This is a genomic window from Streptomyces sp. NPDC058872 (assembly GCF_042743065.1).
Classification (GTDB): Bacteria; Actinomycetota; Actinomycetes; order Streptomycetales; family Streptomycetaceae; genus Streptomyces.
The window spans coordinates 14,948-34,164 of the sequence record NZ_JBHYMK010000008.1 but is presented as its reverse complement, the minus strand read 5'-3'; the positions used below and the strand labels follow the sequence as shown (position 1 = coordinate 34,164).

The window sequence follows — 19,217 nt, the reverse complement described above, 5'->3', positions numbered from 1 at the left end:
GCCCGATCACGCCCCCGCATCGCCGACCACCAGGAGAGAACACGTGGACCGAAGGTCCGTTCGCTGTGCCCTGCACCTGAAGCGGGACAACCCGATCGTCGACGACCATCGGGTCCACGGGGTGCGCACCCTGCCGGGTGTCACCTTCCTCGACATCGTCTACCGAATGCTCGCCGCCCGCGACGTCCCTCTGGAACGCACCGAGTTGAGCGATGTGCTGTTCGTCGAGCCGGTGGTCACCACGGATTCGTTCGACCGTGAGCTGATCGTCGACGTCGCACCCGACGGCGCCGCCTTCCGGGTGACGGCGACCAGCCGCCGGATCCGCGACGGAGCGCCCGTCGACGACAGCGTGACCACCCACCTCCGGGCGGCCCTGCGCACCGACCTGCCCCCGCTCACCGGCGCCCCCGGACTCCAGCCGTCCGGCACGCGGCGTGACGTCGGCGAGGTCTACGCCACCGGCCGGTCGGCCGGCATCGAGCACCGGGCGTTCATGCGCTGCGCGGGAACCCTGCGGGCCACGGCGGATCGGGTGCGTGCCGAGATCGCGCTCGGTGACGAGGCGCGGAGCACCGTGGAGGACTTCCTGCTGCACCCCGCGCTGCTCGACGGCTCGACCATGCAGTCGTACGCGCTCGCCTTCGACGGGGCGGACGCGGACGGGCGCCCCCTCATACCCCTGCACATCGGCTCCTTCCGTGCCGCCCGCACCCTCGGGGACGCCTGCACCGTCGACCTGCGCATGCACCCGGCCGGGGCGGGCGCCGGGAACGACGTGGTGAAGGCCGACATCGAACTGCGCGACGGATCGGGCGCACTGGCCGCCCGGTTCACGGACCTGACCTTCAAGCGCGTCCGCTCCGCCGCGGCGATCACCCGGCTCGCCGCCGAACCGACGGAGCCGGCCCCGCACGCCGCGGCCCCGGCCGTCCCCGCGCAGCCGGAAGGCCCCGCGGTCCCGGCCCGCACCGACGGCGGACCGGCGGGCATCCGGGCCGAGGTGGTCGAGCTGGTCCGCCGGGCGGTCGCCGACCCCGCACTGGTGGTGGAGGGCGACCGCGGCTTCTACGACCTCGGCCTGGAATCCTCGCAACTCCTCACCCTGGTCAGACTGTTCGAGGAACGCTGGGACATCGCGCTCTATCCGACCCTGCTGTTCGAGTACCCGACCGTCGACGCGGTCGCCGCTCACCTCGCCGGACTCCTGCCCGCCGAACGGGCCGCCCGCCCGGCCGCCGCCGCCCCGACCACCGTCGCCCCGGCGGCGGACGACCCCGCCCGGACCCACTGCCTGACCGGCCTGTGGCAGGCGGCGCCGCGCCCCCTCGCACCGGCCGCCGGCCCCCTGCTGGTCATCGGCGACCAGCGGGTACGGACCGACCAGATCACCGTCCGGCGCGGTCCCGCCTTCCGCCGGGTCGCCCACCACGCCTACGAGCTGCGCCCCGCCGAGACCGGGGACCTGAGGCTGCTCCTCGCCGACCTCGGCACGGCCCCGGAAGCGGTCCTGCACGTCGCGGACCAGGACTCCGCGGACCTCCCCGAGGCCGTACGGTCCGCCTGCGGCGAGGTGCTCGCCCTGGCCCAGGCCCTCGCCGACCGCCCGGTCCCCGTCGTGCACGTGGCCCCGGCCCCGGTCGCCGCCGCCGTGGCCGGACTGGCCCGCACGGTGCGCCTGGAGCAGCCGCGCCTCGCGATCACCGCCGTCGAGTGCGAGGGCCCCGCCGATGCGGACGCCCTGCTCGCGGAGTTCGCGGACCACGGGGAGTCCTGGGTGCGGCACACCCCCGGCGGCCGCCACGTCCGTCGCTACCGCGATGCCGACCTCGGCCCCGCGGCCCCCCTCCGGCCCGGAGGCGTCTACCTGATCACCGGAGGCGCGGGGGGCATCGGCCGGGAACTCGCCGCCCGGATGACCGCCCGCGGAGCCACGGCCGTCCTCGTGGGACGCACACCGCGCCCGGCGGGACCGGAGGGCCCCTACGTCCGTGCCGACGTCACGGTGCCCGCCGAGGTCGACGCCCTGGTCAGCGGCACCCTCGAACGGTACGGCCGGCTGGACGGCGTCGTCCACGCGGCCGGCGTCCTGCGCGACGGTCTGTTCGCCACCAAGGCCGCCGCGGACCTGGAGGCGGTGCTCGCGCCCAAGGTGCGCGGAGCCGTACTGCTGGACGAGGCGACCCGCCACCTGGACCTCGACTTCTTCGCCCTCTTCTCCTCGGTGACCGGCGTCGCGGGCAACGCGGGGCAGAGCGACTACGCGGCCGCGAACGCCTTCCTGGACGCCTACGCCCGCGACCGCGGACTGCTCTCCTTCGCCTGGCCGCTGTGGGCCGAGGGCGGCATGCGCACGGATGCCGCCGCCGAAGCCCTCTTCGCCCGGCAGGGCCAGGCCCCGCTGCCGACGGCAGCGGGCCTGGACGTGTTCGAGCGGTCCCTCGCCCTGTCCGGCAGCGAACTGGTCGTGCTCCACGGCGACCCCGACCGGGCCCGCGAAGCCCTGGGCCTCACCCCCGCCGACACCGTCCCCGCCGACACCGTCCCCGCCCCCCGGGCCGGGGAGAACCGCGGCACACCGCAGGCCGGCGACGGGGACGTCGCGGTGATCGGCGTCGCCGGCCGCTACCCCATGGCCGAGGACCTCGACCGGTTCTGGAGCAACCTCAGTGCCGGGCGGGACTGCGTCACCGAGATCCCGGCGGACCGCTGGACCCCGGACGGGTTCTACCGGTCCGACCGCGCGCCCGGCCACTCGTACAGCAAGTGGGGCGGATTCCTGGAGGGCATCGACGAGTTCGACCCCGGCTTCTTCCGGATCACCCCGCGCGAGGCCGCGGGGATGGACCCGCAGGAGCGGTTGTTCCTCCAGACCTCCTGGCACGCCCTGGAGTCCGCGGGGTTGACCCGCGCCGACGTGGCCGGCCGCATGGTGGGCGTCTTCGCCGGAGTGATGTTCAACCAGTACCAGATGCTCGGCCTGGGCGCCGAGGACCGGCTGCCCGTGCTGCCGACGTCCTTCTCCTCGGCCGTGGCCAACCGCGTCTCCGCCTTCCTCGACCTGCGCGGCCCCAGCCTGGCCCTGGACACCATGTGCTCCTCGTCCCTGACCGCGCTGCACCTCGCCTGCGAGAGCCTGCGGTCCGGGGACAGCGAGCTCGCTCTGGCGGGCGGGGTGAACCTGATCGTCCACCCGTACAAGTACCTGCACCTGAGCCAGGTCGGCTTCGTCTCCTCCGACGGCCGGTGCCGCGCCTTCGGCGCCGACGGGGACGGTTACGTACCCGGCGAGGGCGTCGGCGTCGTCGTGCTCAAGCCGCTCGCCCGCGCCCTGGAGGACGGTGACCGGGTCCTTGCGGTGATCAAGGGCAGCGCCGTCAACCACGGGGGGCGCGCCGGGGGCTTCTTCGTGCCGAACCCCGCGGCGCAGGCCGACGTGGTGCGCCGGGCCCTGGGCAAGGCGGGCGTGGACCCCGCCTCCGTCGGCTACGTCGAGGCGCACGGCACGGGCACCTCCCTCGGCGACCCCATCGAGATCACGGCCCTCTCCCAGGCCTACGGCGACGCGCGGAGCCGGATCGGCTCGGTGAAGTCCGGCATCGGACACCTGGAGTCGGCCGCGGGCATCGCCGGGCTGACCAAGGTCCTCCTCCAGCTGCGCCACCGCACCCTGGTCCCCTCCCTGCACGCCGACCCGGCCAATACGAGCATCGACTGGGACTCCGTGGGCCTGCGCGTCCAGCGCGAGAGCGAGCCGTGGCCCGCCGGAGCCGCCGGCGGCCCGCGCCGCGCCGGGATCAGCGCGTTCGGCGCGGGCGGGTCCAACGCCCACGTCGTCGTCGAGGAGTTCCCGCAGCAGACACCGGCCACCGGGGGACCCCCCACCGCCGGACCGCAGGTGGTGCTGCTCTCCGCCCGCACCCCGCAGGCGCTGCGCGAGCTCGCCGAGCGGTACGCGGAGCCGACCGCGGGCGACCCGCTCGATGCGCTGGCCGAAGTGGCCGAAGCCGCCGGCCTCGCCGGCGTCGACCCGGAGGCCGAGCTCGACGAACTCGGCCTGGACGTGGCCGACCTGCGCAGGCTCGCACGGGTCCTCGCCGACCGGTTCCCGGGCCGGGCCCCGCACGTCGACGCCCGTTCCACCCTCGCCGGTCTCGCCGAGGCCGTCTCGGCGGGCGCGGGAACGGAGGCCGCGCTGGCCGACATCGCGTACACGACGCAGATCGGCCGGGAACCGCTGGAGGAGCGGCTCGCCGTGGTCGCCTCCGACACGGCCGGACTCCGTAGCGCCCTGCACGCCTTCCTCGCCGGCTCGCCGACGCCGGCCCTCCACCGGGGCACCGTCACCGGGCAGCGCCCCGCAGGCGACCCGCTCCCGGCGGACCCGCTCCCGGCGGACCCGCTCCCGGCCGACCCGCACGCGTGGGCGCGCAGCTGGGCGGAGGGCGCCGCACCCGACTGGCGCGCCCTGCACCGCGAACGGCAGCCGCGCAAGGTGGAGCTGCCGCAGTACCCGTTCGCCCGCGTGCGCTGCTGGGCCGACGCACCGGCCCCGCAGCAGGCCGCCCTTCCGCCCGCCGGGACCGCTGCCGAGCCCGACGTCGAGCCCCTCCCGCTGGACGTCCCCACCTGGGAGGCCGTCCCGACGCCCACCGTGCAGCCGGCTCCGGACGGTCCGGTCGTGGTGCTCCACGCCCCCGCCCGCGCGGACCTGGCCCGCGAGCTGACCACCCGTCACGAGGGCGCCGTCCTGGCCGAACTGGGCACACCGCTCCGGGTGACACCCCGTCTGGTCTACGTCCTGACCGGGCCCACCGACACCACCGACCACACCGTGGACGAGGTGCTGCGGGTCGCGCGCGCCGAAGAGGCGGGCGTCAAGGCCCTCGCCCCGTACGCCCGGGCCTGGTCCCGCGAGCACACCCTCGACTGGGTGATCGTCACCACCGGCGCCGCCGCCCCGCCCGGCCGCTCCGTCACCGACCCCTACGCCGCCGGGATCACCGGCTTCGCCCGGGTCATGGAGAACGAGCACCGCGGCTGGTCCGTCGCCTGCGTCGACCTCGACCCCGCCCACGCGTCCGCCGCCCTCCTGGCGCCCGCGCCCCGGGGAACGCGCGTCGCGTACACCGGAACCGTCCGCCACGCCCAAGTGCTGCGGCCCGCCCCGGCCGCCGACGGGCCCGTCCCGCTGCGCCGGGGCGGCACCTACGCGATCGTCGGAGGCGCCCGGGGCATCGGCCTCGCCGTCGCCCGCCGCCTCGTCGAGGACTGGGACGCCCACGTGGTCCTCATCGGCCGCAGCGAGCTCACCGACCCCGACCTCGGGGACGGGATCCGCTACGTCCGCGCCGATGCCACCGACCCCGGCCGGCTGGCGGCCGTCTTCGACGAGGCGGGCCCGGTGCACGGCGTCGTCCACGCGGCGCTGGTGCGGCGGGACCGGCTGGTGCGCGACCTCACGGACACGGACCTCGCCCAGAGCCTGGCGGCCAAGTCCGGGGTGGCCGCCGCCCTGGCCGACGCCCTGCGCGGACGGAACCCGGACTTCCTGGTGTTCTTCTCCTCCGCCCAGTCCTTCCTCGGCGACCCCGGCCTGGCCAACTACGCCGCCGGCTCCACCTTCCTCGACGCCTACGCCCACGCGCTCGACGCGCGCCTGCCCTACCCGGTGCGCGCCGTCGACTGGGGATTCTGGGGCACCGTCGGGGCAGTGGCCGACGACACCCACCGGGACCGCCTGACCGCGGCCGGCTTCCGGTCCATCACCCCCCGGGCGGGCTTCGCCGCGCTCGTCGAGACGCTCCGGCGGTCGGCGCCCCAGAGCGTCGTCGTGCCCGGCACCGAGGCCCTGCGCGCGCGCATGGCAGCGAACAGGAAAACGGAGAGCACCGACGTGACGCCCACCAGCGGGCGGCCGAACGCCGCCGATCTGCGCGTGGTGGAGGACTTCCACGCGCTCGACCGACAGATGACGCGCATCGCGGGCGGAGCCCTGCTCGCCCTGCTCGACGACCTGGGAACCTGGCACGGACCCGACCCCGACGCGGACGAGGTCCTGCGCCGGGTGGGCGTCACCCCTCGGTACGCACGCCTGCTGCGCACCGTGCTCGACGCGCTCGTGGGCGACGGCCTGCTCACGGCCACCGCCGGACGCCTGCGCCCGGTCCCGGAGGCCCTGGCCGGCGCCCGCGCGGGCGGGCACCTCGGGCAGCTCGCCGCCCTCGCCGACGCGCATCCCGAGTCCGCGGTGTTCGTACGGCTGCTGGCCCTGTGCCTGGAGCGCTATCCGGAGCTGCTCCGGGGCGAACTCCTCGCCACCGAGCTGCTGTTCCCCTCCTCCGGCACCTCGCTCATGGAGCGCGTGTACCGCGGCAACCCCATCAGCGACCTCTACAACGACCTGCTCACCCGCCGCCTCGTCGCGTACGTGGAGGAACGCCTGGCCGGCCTGCCCGCCGACGCCACCCTCCGCATCCTGGAGGTCGGTTCGGGCACCGGTGGCACTTCCGCCGGGCTCCTGCGCGCCCTCGCACCGTACGGCGACCGACTGGAGTACTGGTACACCGACCTGTCGGTCACCTTCCTCGCCCACGGCAAGCAGGAGTTCGGCGCCCGGTACCCCTTCCTGCGGTTCAAGCGCCTCGACCTGGACACCGACCCCGTCGGCCAGGGTTTCGACGAGGGCGGCTTCGACCTCGTGGTCGGCGCCAACGTCCTGCACGCCACCTCGGACGTCGGCCGCGCCCTGCGCCACCTGCGACGGGTCCTGCGCACCGGGGGCGAACTGCTCCTCAACGAGCTGACGACGGTGACCCTGCCCGGCACGCTCACCTACGGGCTGTTCGACGGCTGGTGGGCCCACGGCGACACCGGCCTGCGCCTGCCCGGCTCCCCGCTGCTGGACGTTCCCGGCTGGACCGGGGTGCTCGGCGCGGCCGGGTACGAGGCGGTGACGGCCTCACCGGACTCCGCCCGGACCACCCGCAACTTCCAGCACGTCCTGGTGGCCCGCGCGGCGGCCGGCACCACCGCGCTCGCCGGCGCGCGGGCGACGGGGGCCGCACGGGCCACGGGAACGCCCCAGGCCACCGGGGCCGCCACGGCCGCCTTCACCGACATGCTGCTGGACCTGACCGCGGACGCCTCCGGCATCCCCGTCGGCGAACTCGACCTCGACCGCCAGATCGGGGACTACGGCTTCGACTCGGTCAGCTACAACCTCCTCGCGAGCCGGCTCAACGAGGCCTTCGACCTGGACGTGACGCCCGCGCTCTTCTACGAGACCCCCACCCTGCGGGCCCTCGCCGACCGTCTCGCACGCGACCACCGCAAGGCGCCGCCCACCGCCGAGCCGCCCACCCCCTCGCCGCCCGCCGCCGTGTCGCCCGCCGCCCCGGCCCCGGAGGACCGGTCCGCCACGCCTTCCGCCGCGCGCCCCGCCGACCAGGAGGCGATCGCCGTCATCGGCATGAGCGGACGGATGCCCGGCAGCGCCGACCTCGACGAGTTCTGGCACCACCTGGTGGACGGGGACGACCTGGTCACCGACGTCCCCGCGGACCGCTGGGACCGCCACGCGCTCCCGGAGGGCGTGCACGCGGGCCGCGGCGGCTTCATCCACGACGTCGACCGCTTCGATCCCCTCTTCTTCGGCATCTCCCCGCACGAGGCCGAGGGCATGGACCCCCAACAGCGGCTGGTGCTGGAAGGGGTCTGGACGGCGCTGGAGGACGCCGGCCTGGCACCGGGAAGCCTCGCGGGAGCCGACGTCGGCCTGTTCGTCGGGGCGGGATCGAGCGACTACGACGAGATCCGCGAGGCCGCCGGCCTGCCGGTCGACGCGCACGCCGCCACCGCCACCGCGCACTCCATCCTGGTCAACCGGGTCTCCTACCAGCTCGACCTGCACGGGCCGAGCGAACCGGTCAACACCGGCTGCTCCAGCTCACTGGTCGCCATCCACCGGGCCGCCGAGTCGATCCGCTCGGGCGAGTGCGACATCGCCGTGGCCGGCGGGATCAACCTGGTCCTGTCCCCGCACAACCACGTCCTCCTCAGCAGCACGGGCATGCTGAGCCCGACCGGACGGTGCCGGACCTTCGACTCCCGCGCGGACGGCTTCGTACGCGGCGAGGGCTACGGCTTCGTGGTGCTGGCCCGCGCCGAGCGGGCACGGGGCCGCCAGGTCCGGGCCTGGCTGCGCGGTACCGCCGTCAACCACGGGGGCCGGGCCCGGTCCCTGACCGCGCCCAACCCGGCCGCCCAGGCGGCGATGATCGTACGGGCCCACGAGCGTGCCGGAACCGACCCGGCCACCCTGGGCTACCTGGAGGCGCACGGCACCGGCACAGAGCTCGGCGACCCGGTGGAGATCAACGGCCTGCGGCTGGCCTTCGACGAACTGCTGAGCCGCCGGGGCACGCCCCCGCCGACCGAGCCGTACTGCGCCGTCGGAGCAGTCAAGGCGAACATCGGCCACCTGGAATCCGCCGCCGGCGCCGCCGGAGTGATCAAGGTGCTCCTCGCGATGGAGCACGGCGTGCAGCCGCCGCTGGCCGGTCTGCGGGAACAGAACCCGCACCTGCGCCTCGACGGGAGCCCCTTCCAGCTGCTCCGTTCGGCGCGGGCCTGGCCGCTCCCGGCCGCCGGGCCGCGTCGCGCGGGCGTCAGCTCCTTCGGCTACGGAGGAGTCAACGCCCACGTCGTCCTGGAGGAGGCCGGAGCCGCGCCCGAGGTGCGGCGGCCGCACGGCCCCTGGGTGTTCCCGCTGTCCGCCCGCACCCCACAGGCGCTGAGCCGGTACGCGACCGCGCTGCTCGCGGCCGTCGAACGGGCGGACCGGACACCGGAGCTGGCCGATGTGGCACACACCCTCCAGCACGGCCGCGACGCCATGGCCGAGCGGCTCGCCGTCACCGCCGCCGACCGGTCCACGCTCGTCGCCGCCCTGAAGGCCGCCGCCGACGGCACCGACCATCCCGCGCTGGCCCGGCCCGCAGGCGGGACGGACGCCGACCGCTGGGTGGCCGGAGGAACGGTTCACTGGCCGGTGGGCGGGCTCTCGATCCCGCTGCCCACCTACCCGTTCGAACGCCGGCGGTGCTGGGTCGCCTCCGTGGCGTCCCCCGGTGCCGGGGCGGATGCCGTCCCGGCGAACGCGGCCCCGGCGCCGGCCTCCCCGGTCCGGGCAGGTGTCTACGCCCCGCGCCGGCACCCCGTCACCGACGTGCCCCTCCGCGGACCGGTCACCGGCCCGGTCTGGGTGCTCGGCCCCGCCGAGTTCCCGGGGACCGAGGTCCACCGGATCGACGCCGCGCCGCTGGAGTCCCTGCCGACCCCCGTCGCGGTCCACGCCGTGGTCGAGGGCGAGCGCGGGGTCCTCGACCTCTTCCGGATCGTCCACCACCTCCAGGCGCGCCCCGGGGCGGGCGGCGAACTCGCGCTGACGGTCGTGACCCGCGCCGCGACCGACCCGGCGTCGGCCGCGGCACTGGGCCTCGCCCGATCGGTGCGCAACGAGTGCGAGCGCTGGCGGGTGACCACCGTCGACACGGGCCCCGAGGACCCGACGGCGGTCCCCGTCGCCGCCCCGGGCGACTACGCCCTGCACTCCGGACGCTGGTACCGGGAGGTGCTCCACCCCGTCGACGCGACGGCCGGGGCCGCGCCCGTCCTGCGCGAGGGCGGTACGTACGTGATCGTCGGCGGGACCGGCGACGTCGGCCTGGACGTCGCCGAGCAGCTCGTACGGCGTCACCGCGCCCGGGTCGTCCTCGTCGGGCGCTCCGCGCCGGACGAGGAGCGGGCGGCCCGGATCAAGGCCTTCGACCCCTCGGGCACCCGGGTGGAGGTCCACCGGGCGGACGCCTCGGAACCGGGCCGACTGCGCGCCGTGCTCGACCGGGTGGGCATCGTCCACGGGGTCCTGCACGCGGTGACCGTGCCGAGCGACCGGTCGCTGGCCGCCATGGACGAGGAGTGGTTCCTGCGCGGCATGGCGGCGAAGAGCCGCACCACCGAGGCGCTCGCCGAGGCGCTGGGCGACCGGCGGCTGGACTTCCTGGCGCTGTTCTCCTCGGTGCAGTCCTTCCTCGGCAACCCCGGCCAGGCGGCCTACGCGGCCGGATGCACCGCCCAGGACGCCATCGGCCGCGCGCTCTCCGCGCGGCTGCCCTACCCCGTCCGGGTCGTGAACTGGGGGGCCTGGGCCGGCTCCGCCCTCACCGAGCGGCACATCGGCCGGCTGGCCGAGGCAGGGGTCCACCCGCTCTCGCCGGAGGCGGGATTCGAAGCGCTGAGCCGGGTGCTCGGCCGACAGGAGGTTCAGGTGGCAGTGGTCTCGGGCACGGACGAGTTCCTCGGCCGGATCGGTGTCCGGGCGGCCGGAGCGGACGTACGGCAGCAGCCCGCGCCCGCAGGCGCGCCCGCGGCCGGGTCGTCCTGGCGCGCGGCGGCCGCCGACGAGATCCTTGCCGTCCTGCGCGAGGTCGCCGGCGTCCGGCCCGCGGAACTCGCACCGGACGCCCCGCTCAGCCGGTTCGGCTTCGACTCGATCACGTACACGAGGCTGAGCTCCCGGATGAACGCGCGCTGGGACCTCGACCTGACCCCGGCCACGTTCTTCGGCGTGGCCACCGCCGACGACCTGATCGGCAAGATCCTCCAGCACCACGGAGCCGCTTTCGCGGCACGCTGGAGCACGGACGCACCGCCCGGTGCCCCGACACCCGAAGAGACCCCGGCACCCGAACCGGCCCCGGCACCCGAACCGGCGCGCGCGCAGGCCGTGGCCGCCACGGCCGCACCCGTTCGGGCCGCCGCCCCGGTGCCCGTCGCCGGCGAGCCCGTTGCCGTCGCCGTCGTCGGCATGGCCGGAATGCTCCCCGGATCGGACGACCTGGACGAGTTCTGGGAGCACCTGACGGCGGGCGACGACCTCGTCGACGAGATCCCGGCCGACCGCTGGGACTGGCGCCGCCTGCACGGGGAGCCGACGCCCGGCGAGTTCCGCACGACGGCGAAGTGGGGAGGGTTCCTGCGCCGGGTCGACCTGTTCGACCCGCAGTTCTTCGGGATCTCCCCCCACGAGGCCGTGGCGATGGACCCGCAGCACCGGCTCGTGCTGGAGGCCGCCTGGAGCGCGATCGAGAACGCCGGCATCCGGCCGTCCGCGCTCGCCGGCACCGACACGGGCGTCTTCATCGGCAGCAGCACCTACGACTACTTCGAGCTCCAGCACGCCCTCGGCGTCCCGCTCGACGGCTACAGCACGGTGGGCAGGGCCCACGCGATCATGTCCAACCGGGTCTCGTACCTGCTGGACCTGCACGGCCCCAGCGAGACCATCGACACCGCCTGCTCCTCCTCGCTCGTCGCCGTCCACCGGGCGGCCGAGGCGATCCGCGGCGGCGACTGCGAGGTCGCGCTGGCCGGCGGCGTGAACGTCATCGCCTCGCCGACGCTGTTCGTGGACATGAGCCAGGCCGACATGCTGAGCCCGGACGGCCGTTGCCGTACCTTCGACGCGCGCGCCAACGGCATCGTCCGTGCCGAGGGCGTGGGAGTGGTGGTGCTCAAGCGCCTCGACGCGGCGGTCGCCGACGGCGACGTCATCCACGCCGTCCTGCAGGGCAGCGCCGTCAACCACGGCGGCCGCACCAACTCGCTGACCGCCCCGAACCCGGACGCGCAGGCCGCCTGCATCGTCAAGGCGCACCGCCGCGCCGGCGTGGACCCGCGGACCGTCGGCTACGTCGAGACCCACGGCACCGGCACCGAACTCGGCGACCCCGTCGAGGTCGAGGGCCTGAAGTCGGCCTTCGGGGAGCTGTACGCCGATCACGGCGCGGCACCCGGGCGGCCGCACGTGGTGCTGGGCGCGGTGAAGACCAACACCGGCCACCTGGAGGCGGCCGCGGGCGTCACCGGCCTGATCAAGGCGCTGCTCGCGATGCGCCACGGGGCGATCCCCGGCAACGTCCACCTGGAGACGCTCAACCCGCACCTGCGCCTCGACGGCAGCCCGCTGCGCCTGCCGTCCGGGAACGAGCCCTGGAACCGGGTCCGCACGGCCGACGGGGCCGAGGCACCGCTGAGGGCGGGAGTGAGCTCCTTCGGCCTCGGCGGGGTCAACGCGCACGTGGTGGTGGAGGAGTACCGGGAGGCGCCGGTCCTCCCGACCGCGGGGGAGAAGCTGTTCGTCCTGTCGGCGAAGACCCCGGAGCGGCTGCGCGACTACGCGGTGCGGCTGGCCCGTTGGGTCGCGGACCACGAGGACGTGGACCCGGCGGCCCTGGCGCACACCCTGAGCACCGGCCGGGAGGCCTTCTCCGAGCGCCTCGCGGTGGTCGCCGACTCGCCGCGTGCGCTGGTGGCCGCCTTGGAGGCGTGGCAGACCGGCGAACCGGCCCCGGGCGTCTTCGCGGGGGACGGCAGGGACGCCACCACCGCCCTGCTGCTGGACGGCCCCGAGGGCGGCCGGTACCTGCGGGCCGTGGTGGACGCGGGCCGACTGGACAAGGTCGCCCGGCTGTGGGTCGGGGGCGCCCCGATCGACTGGGCGGAGCTGTGGCCGGGAACGGCGCCCCGGCGGGTGCCCGCACCGACCTATCCCTTCGCCCGGGAGAGCCACTGGCTCACGCCCGGAGCCCGCTTCGACGCCCTTCAGGCGGCCGAGGCGGGCCTGGTCGCCGAAACCGCGGCCGAAACCGCGGCCGAGGCGGAGGCCGACGTCGCGGCCGAGGCCGGTCCCCGGACCCGTGCCGGATCGCAGGGCGCGACCGGCGTGGTGTCCGCGGTGCGCACTCCTGCCGCCGCACAGGCGCCTTCCTCCGTGCAGCCGGCCGAGTCCGGGGCTCCCGCCGGAGACGATGCCGAGGGCGCCGTCCGGGCGCACGTGCGCGGGCTCCTCGCGGCCCACCTGGGCATGCGGCCCGAGCGCCTGCCCCTGGACCGGGCGCTGTCCGACGCGGGAGTGGACTCGCTGGGCCTGCGCCGGCTGAGCCGCCGCCTCGGCGCGGACTACCAGGTGGAGGTGCCGACCCGGATGTTCGGGGTGGCCCAGACGGTACGGGCGGTGGCCCGAGCCGTGTTCGAGGCGTACGGGCCACTGCCCGCGCCCCAGCCGCAGCCGCAGCCGCAGCCGCAGCCGCAGCCGCAGCCGCAGGACCAGGGCCGGGACCGGGAGCCGGACCGGTCCGCCGCCGCACCGGCGCCGGACGCGCTGGCCGCCCTGCTGGCCGGGCTGCGCGACGGAACCGTCCGCGTCGACGACGCGCTGGCCGTACTCGAAGGAGGGGCGGGCCGATGAGCACCGACCTGCGTGAACTGCTGGCGGCGATCGCCGCCGGCAAGCTGTCCGACGACGTGGCCGAGCTGCTGGTCCGGGGTCTGGTCGACACGACCGCACCGGCGGTCGCACCCGCCCCGGCCCCGGCGGCGGTCGCCGCCGCGAAGGCGCCCTCCGGGCCGTACCCGCTCAGCCGCGGGCAGGCCGCGCTGTGGGCCCTGCACACCGACGATCCGCAGACCGTCTCCTACAACCTGCCGTTGGGCCTGTGGCTCGGGCAGGACGTGGCGGAGGACCGGCTCGTCGAGGCGCTGCTCGCGATGGTGCGCAGGCACCCCGAACTGGGCATCTCCGTGCGCCTGGACGCCACGGGGCCCGTGCAGGAGGTCACCGACCGCGTCCCGGAAGTGACCCGTCTGGACCTCGGCCACGTGACCGACGGGGAGTTCGCCGCCCGCGTGCGCACCCTGGTGCGCCGCCCGTTCGACCTGGAGCAGGACCCGCTGTACCGGATGTGGCTCGTCGCCGCACCCGGCGGCGCCACCCTGCTGCTCCTGGTGTTCCACCACCTGATCACCGACGGGGTCTCCAGCCACCTGCTGCTGCGCGACGTCGTCGCCTGCCACGACGCGCTCGCCCAGGGCCGCGCGCTGCCGCCGGTCGAACCCGCCGCCCCCTACGCCGAGTTCGTGGAGTGGCAGCGGACCATGCTCGCCGCCCCGGAGACGGAGGAGCACCGGCGGTGGTGGCTCGACCGGCTGACCGGTGCCTCCACCGCGCCGGTCCTGGACGCGCTCGCCGATCGCCGGCGGACCGGCTCTGCCTCGCACACCGGCGGCGAGATGGTGCAGGTGCGGCTCCCGCACTCCACCTGGGCGGCCGTCCAGGACACCGCCCGTGCGGGCGGGCTGACGGCGTTCAGCGTCGTGCTCGGCGCGTTCCTCGCGCTGCTGCACCGCCACTCGGGACACCGCGACCTCAGCGTGATGGTGCCGACCGACGGCCGTCCCGCGCAGCGCTTCGACCGGACCGTCGGCTACCTGATCAACCCGGTGGTCCTGCGCGTGGACTGCGCCCCCGACCACCGCTTCGACCAGCTCACGGCCGCCGTCGCGGCACGGATGGCGGAGGCCGAGGAACACGGCGCGTACCCCTTCGCCTCCGTCGTCGACGACCTGCGCCGCACGACCGGCACCGAGGCCGGCTTCGACATCGGCTTCTACATGCAGCAGGGAGTCGGCGGCGACCAGGACATGGCGGCCGGGCAGACCGTCTTCCGCGACGCGCTCGACCTGACCCAGGAGGGCGAGAACGACCTCGTCGTCGAGGTGGTCGTGCGCGACACCGGCGTGCTCCTCTACCTCAAGTACGACCCGGAGCGCTTCGACCGCTCCACCGTCGAACGGCTGGCCGAGCACTACCGGCTGCTGCTGGACGCGGTGACGGCCGATCCCTCCGTACGCCTCGGGGACCTCGATCCCGCCACCCCCGCCGAACGGCGCGCGGTCGAGCGGGCCAACGCCACGCGCGCCGAACGGCCGCGCGACGTCACCGCCGCCGACCTGGTGCTCGCCCGCGCCCGGCGCAACCCCGGGCGCACCGCCCTCGTCGACGCCACGGGCTCGCTGACCTACGGGGAGGTCGCCGGGCAGGTGCACGCCCTCACCCGGGTCCTCACCGAGCACGGCGTACGCCCGGGCGACGTCGTGGGCGTCCTGGTCGCCCGCCGGGCCGCACTGGTCGTGGCCCTGCTCGCCGTCCAGGCCGCAGGGGCCGCCTACGTCCCCCTCGACCCGGACTTCCCGGCGCCCCGACTCGCCCACATCACCGCCGACGCGGCACCGGCCGCCGTGATCGTCGATCCGCACCTGGCCGACCGGCTGCCCGAGGACGCACCCGGCGTGCGCATCGCCCCGACCGGCGCCGCACCCGGCGTGCCCCTCGCTCCGACCGGCCCGGAGCCCGGGGCGCAACCCGTCGCCCCGGTCGCCCGCCGCGACGACGACCTCGCGTACGTCCTCTACACCTCCGGATCCACCGGCGAGCCCAAGGGCGTCGAGGTCTGCCACGGCAACCTGGTCAACCTGCTGGTCGCGGCGGCCGAGCGGCCCGGCTGCTCCGAGGACGACACCCTGCTGGCGGTGACCACCGCCGGCTTCGACATCTCGGGCCTGGAACTGCTGCTCCCGCTGACCCGGGGCGCCACCGTCCACATCGCGCCCGAGGACGTGGTCCGGGACGGGTTCGCACTCGCCGACCTCATCGACGAGGCCGGCGCGACCGTCGTCCAGGCCACACCGGCCACCTGGGAGATGCTGCTGCACGCCGGCTGGACCGGACGCGTGCGCAGGCTGCTGTGCGGTGGGGAGGCGCTCACCGCCGAACTCGCGGACCGGCTGCTGGACCGGTGCGACGAACTGTGGAACATGTACGGACCGACCGAGACGACCATCTGGTCCTCCGCCCGGAGGATCCGGCGGGGCGGACCCGTCACCGTGGGCACGCCGCTCGCCAACACCACCTTCCGCACCGCCGGTCCCGACGGCACCCCCGTGCCCTTCGGCGCGGTCGGCGAACTGCTCATCGGCGGTGACGGCGTCGCCCGCGGCTACCGGGGCAAGCCGGAGCTGACCGCGGAACGCTTCGTGCACGACCCGGTGACCGGGGAACGGCTCTACCGCACGGGCGACCTCGCCCGCTGGTCGGCCGACGGGGACGTGGTGCTGCTCGGTCGCGCCGACCGTCAGGTCAAGCTGCGCGGCCACCGCATCGAACTCGGCGAGATCGAGGCCGCCGTCCGCCGCGCCGGCACGGCGGGGGCCGACGACGGCATCGGCGACGTCCGGGTGACCGTACGCGAGGACCTGCCCGGGCAGCCGCGTCTGGTGGCCTTCGTCCTGGCCTCCGCGGAGGCCGCGGAGGCCGCGGTCGAGCGGATCCGGGCCTGGCTGCCCGCGTACATGGTCCCCTCCCGCACGGTCGCGCTGGCGCGCTTCCCCCTGACCCCCAACGCCAAGGTGGACACCGGTCCGCTGACGCGCCTGCCGATCGAGGAACTCGTACGCCGCTTCGGCCACCAGGACAGCCCCGCCGAACGGCACGGGGAAGCGGACCGGCCGCCCCGGCCGGCCGGCCACGGAGACCTGGCGGAGCGACTGCGCCGGAGCGCGGCGGCCGTCGCCGGGCTGCCCGTGGCGGAGGTCCCCCTCGACCGGCCGCTGGGCGAGGTCGGCTTCGACTCGATCGGATTCACCCGCCTCGCGGTCGCGCTGCGCGAGCGGTTCGGCGTCACGGTGCGCCCGACCGTCTTCTACGCACACCCGGACCTCACCTCGCTGGCCGCCCACCTGAGCGCGGCACACCCCGGGGCGTTCGCCACGACGGACCGCCGCCCCGTCCCCCGGACCGCGTCCGAGCCGGTGGTCGCGACGGCCGCCGCACAGAGCGGATTCGCGCCGGTGGCCGTCGTGGGCATCGGCGGACGGCTGCCCTCCTCCTCCGGCCTGGAGGAGTTCTGGCAGCACCTCGCCGCCGGACGCGACCTCACCCGGCCGTACCCCATGGAGCGGGGCTTCTCCGCGCGGGTGTTCCCGCAGGGCCTGCGCGGCTCCTTCGTCGAGGACGTGGACGCCTTCGACGCGGGGCTCTTCCGCATCTCCCCCCGGGAAGCGGCACAGATGGACCCCCAACAGCGCCTGCTGCTGCACGCCGCGCACGAGGCCGTGCTCGACTCCGGCCAGGTCCCGGACGCGCTCGCCGGCAGCCGCACGGGGGTGTTCGTCGGACTCAGCGGCACGGACTACCTGAGCCTGCTCGGCCCCGGCTCGCCGGAGATGGGCGACCACTTCCTGATCGGCAACGTCCCCTCGATCGCGGCCAACCGCATCTCCTACGTGTTCGACCTGCACGGACCCAGCGCCGTCTTCGACACGGCCTGCTCCAGCTCGCTCGTCGCCGTGCACCGCGCGGCCCGCGCCCTCCAGCAGGGGGACTGCGACATGGCCCTGGCCGGCGGCGCCAACCTCCTGCTGTCCCCGCACGGGTTCACCGGCCTGCGGCGCGCCGGGATGCTCAGCCCCGACGGCCGCTGCAAGACCTTCGACGAGCGCGCGGACGGGTACGGCAGGGGCGAGGGCGTCGTGCTCCTCGCCCTCAAACTGCTCGACCGGGCCCTGGCCGACGGAGACCCGGTGCACGGCGTGCTGATCGGCTCGGCGGAGAACCACGGCGGGCACACCCACTCGCTCACGGTCCCCAACCCGCAGGCACAGCGCGACGTCGTGCTCGCCGCACACCGGTCGGCCGGGGTCGCGCCCGACACGATCGACTACATCGAGGCGCACGGCACGGGGACCCCGCTCGGCGACCCGATCGAGATCGACGCCCTCAAGGAGGCGTTCGGCCGCCTGTACGCCGACTGGGAGATCCCGGTGGCTCCGGGACGCACCGGCCTCGGGTCGGTCAAGACGAACATCGGCCATCTGGAGGCCGCGGCGGGCGTCGCCGGCGTCGTGAAGGTCCTGCTGGCGATGCGTCACCGCACGCTCCCCGGCCTGGTGGACCTGCGGACGCCGAATCCGATGCTCGACCTGGCGGGCAGTCCGTTCCGGATCCAGGCCGCAGCACAGAGATGGGAAACACGCGAGGGGACGCCGGCCCGGGTCGGCGTCAGTTCGTTCGGCATGGGAGGCAGCAACGTGCACGTGGTAGTGGAAGAGGCGGGACAGCGTTGATGAGCGGCACCACCGAGGACAGGACCGTCCGACTGGTCCTCCTGTCCGCCGACGGCCCCGAACAGCTCGACCGGTACCGGGCCGAGCTGTGCACCTGGCTGGACGAGCACCCGTCCGCCTCCCTGGACGGCATCGCCCACACCCTGCGCGTCGGCCGGGAGCCCCTGCGGGAGCGCATCGCCCTGGCCGTCGGGAGCGTCGCCGAGCTGGCCGCGCGCCTGCGCGACGGGGACGGTCTGGTGACCGGCACCGCGACGGCCGACGCCTCCGCGGCCTCCGGCGACGGGGCCGGGCCCGTGGCCACCGACGATCCGGCCGAGGCGGCCCGCCTGTGGGTCACCGGCCGGGACGTCGTCCTGCCCGAGCCTCCCGGCGACCGTCCCGCCCGGCTCTCCCTGCCCCTGCCTCCCCGGCCGACCCGCCGCTACTGGATCAAGCCGCCCGCCGGTCTGGCCGACGGCCCCGCCGAACGGCTGCTGACCGGCGAGGAGTTCTACCTGCGCGACCACGCGCTGGGCCGGATCCGGATCCTGCCCGCCGTGGCGGCCCTGGAGTTCGCGGTGGCCGCGGCCGAACAGCAGGGCCACGGCCGCGCCACCGGCATCGTCAACGTGCTGTGGGCCCGCCCCGTGCTCGTCGAGGACGAGCCGACCCGCGTACGCCTGCACCTCGCGTCCACGGCCGACGGGGTCTCCTACGAGGTCCGGCTCACCGACGGCAGCGCCGAAGGCGCGCTCTGCTCCGCCGGCACCCTCCGCTTCGACGCCCGTCCCGAGGCACCGCGCCTCGACCTGGAGGCGATCCGGGCCCGGCTGCCCCGTGCGGCCACGGCCGAGGAGTGCTACGAGGTCTTCAGCGCGCTCGGCGGCGGCTACGGGCCCAGCCTCCAGGGGCTGCGCTCGGTGCTGTCCGCGCCGGGCGAGGTCCTCGCGCACGTCGCCGTGCCCACGGCGGCGGACCTCCCCTTCTCCGACTTCGCCCTCCACCCCTCCCTCCTCGACGCGATGCTCCAGGCGTGCCTGTGGACCGACGAGGACCCCTCGGCCCCGCGCGCCCGGGAACTGCCCTTCTCCCTGGACGCCGTGGAGGTCTTCGGACCGCTCCCCGAGCAGGGCCACGTGCACGCCGTGAGGACCCCGGCCGGCCACGACGTTGCCCTCGCCGACGACCAGGGCCGGGTCCGCGTGCGGCTG

At 75.6% G+C, this 19,217-nt stretch carries 3 protein-coding genes (1 of these 3 cut by a window edge); all 3 read left to right on the top strand.

Annotation, left to right across the window (positions count from 1 at the left end):
* Positions 1 to 43: 43 nt before the first annotated feature.
* On the top strand, positions 44 to 13,312 hold the full coding sequence (locus tag ACFW22_RS06825; protein ID WP_386400004.1) for an SDR family NAD(P)-dependent oxidoreductase: 13,269 nt from the start codon (positions 44 to 46) through the stop codon (positions 13,310 to 13,312).
* The gene (locus ACFW22_RS06820) at positions 13,309 to 18,024 is read left to right on the top strand and encodes an amino acid adenylation domain-containing protein (RefSeq protein WP_386400001.1); all 4,716 of its coding nucleotides are present in this window, start codon (positions 13,309 to 13,311) and stop codon (positions 18,022 to 18,024) included. The genes ACFW22_RS06825 and ACFW22_RS06820 overlap by 4 nt, the downstream gene beginning before the upstream one ends.
* Positions 18,024 to 19,217, top strand: part of the annotated coding region (locus ACFW22_RS06815) for an SDR family NAD(P)-dependent oxidoreductase (protein WP_386399998.1) (this coding region is incomplete at its 3' end). 14,947 nt of the annotated region lie beyond the right edge of the window; 1,194 of its 16,141 annotated nt are in view. The genes ACFW22_RS06820 and ACFW22_RS06815, both read left to right, overlap by 1 nt.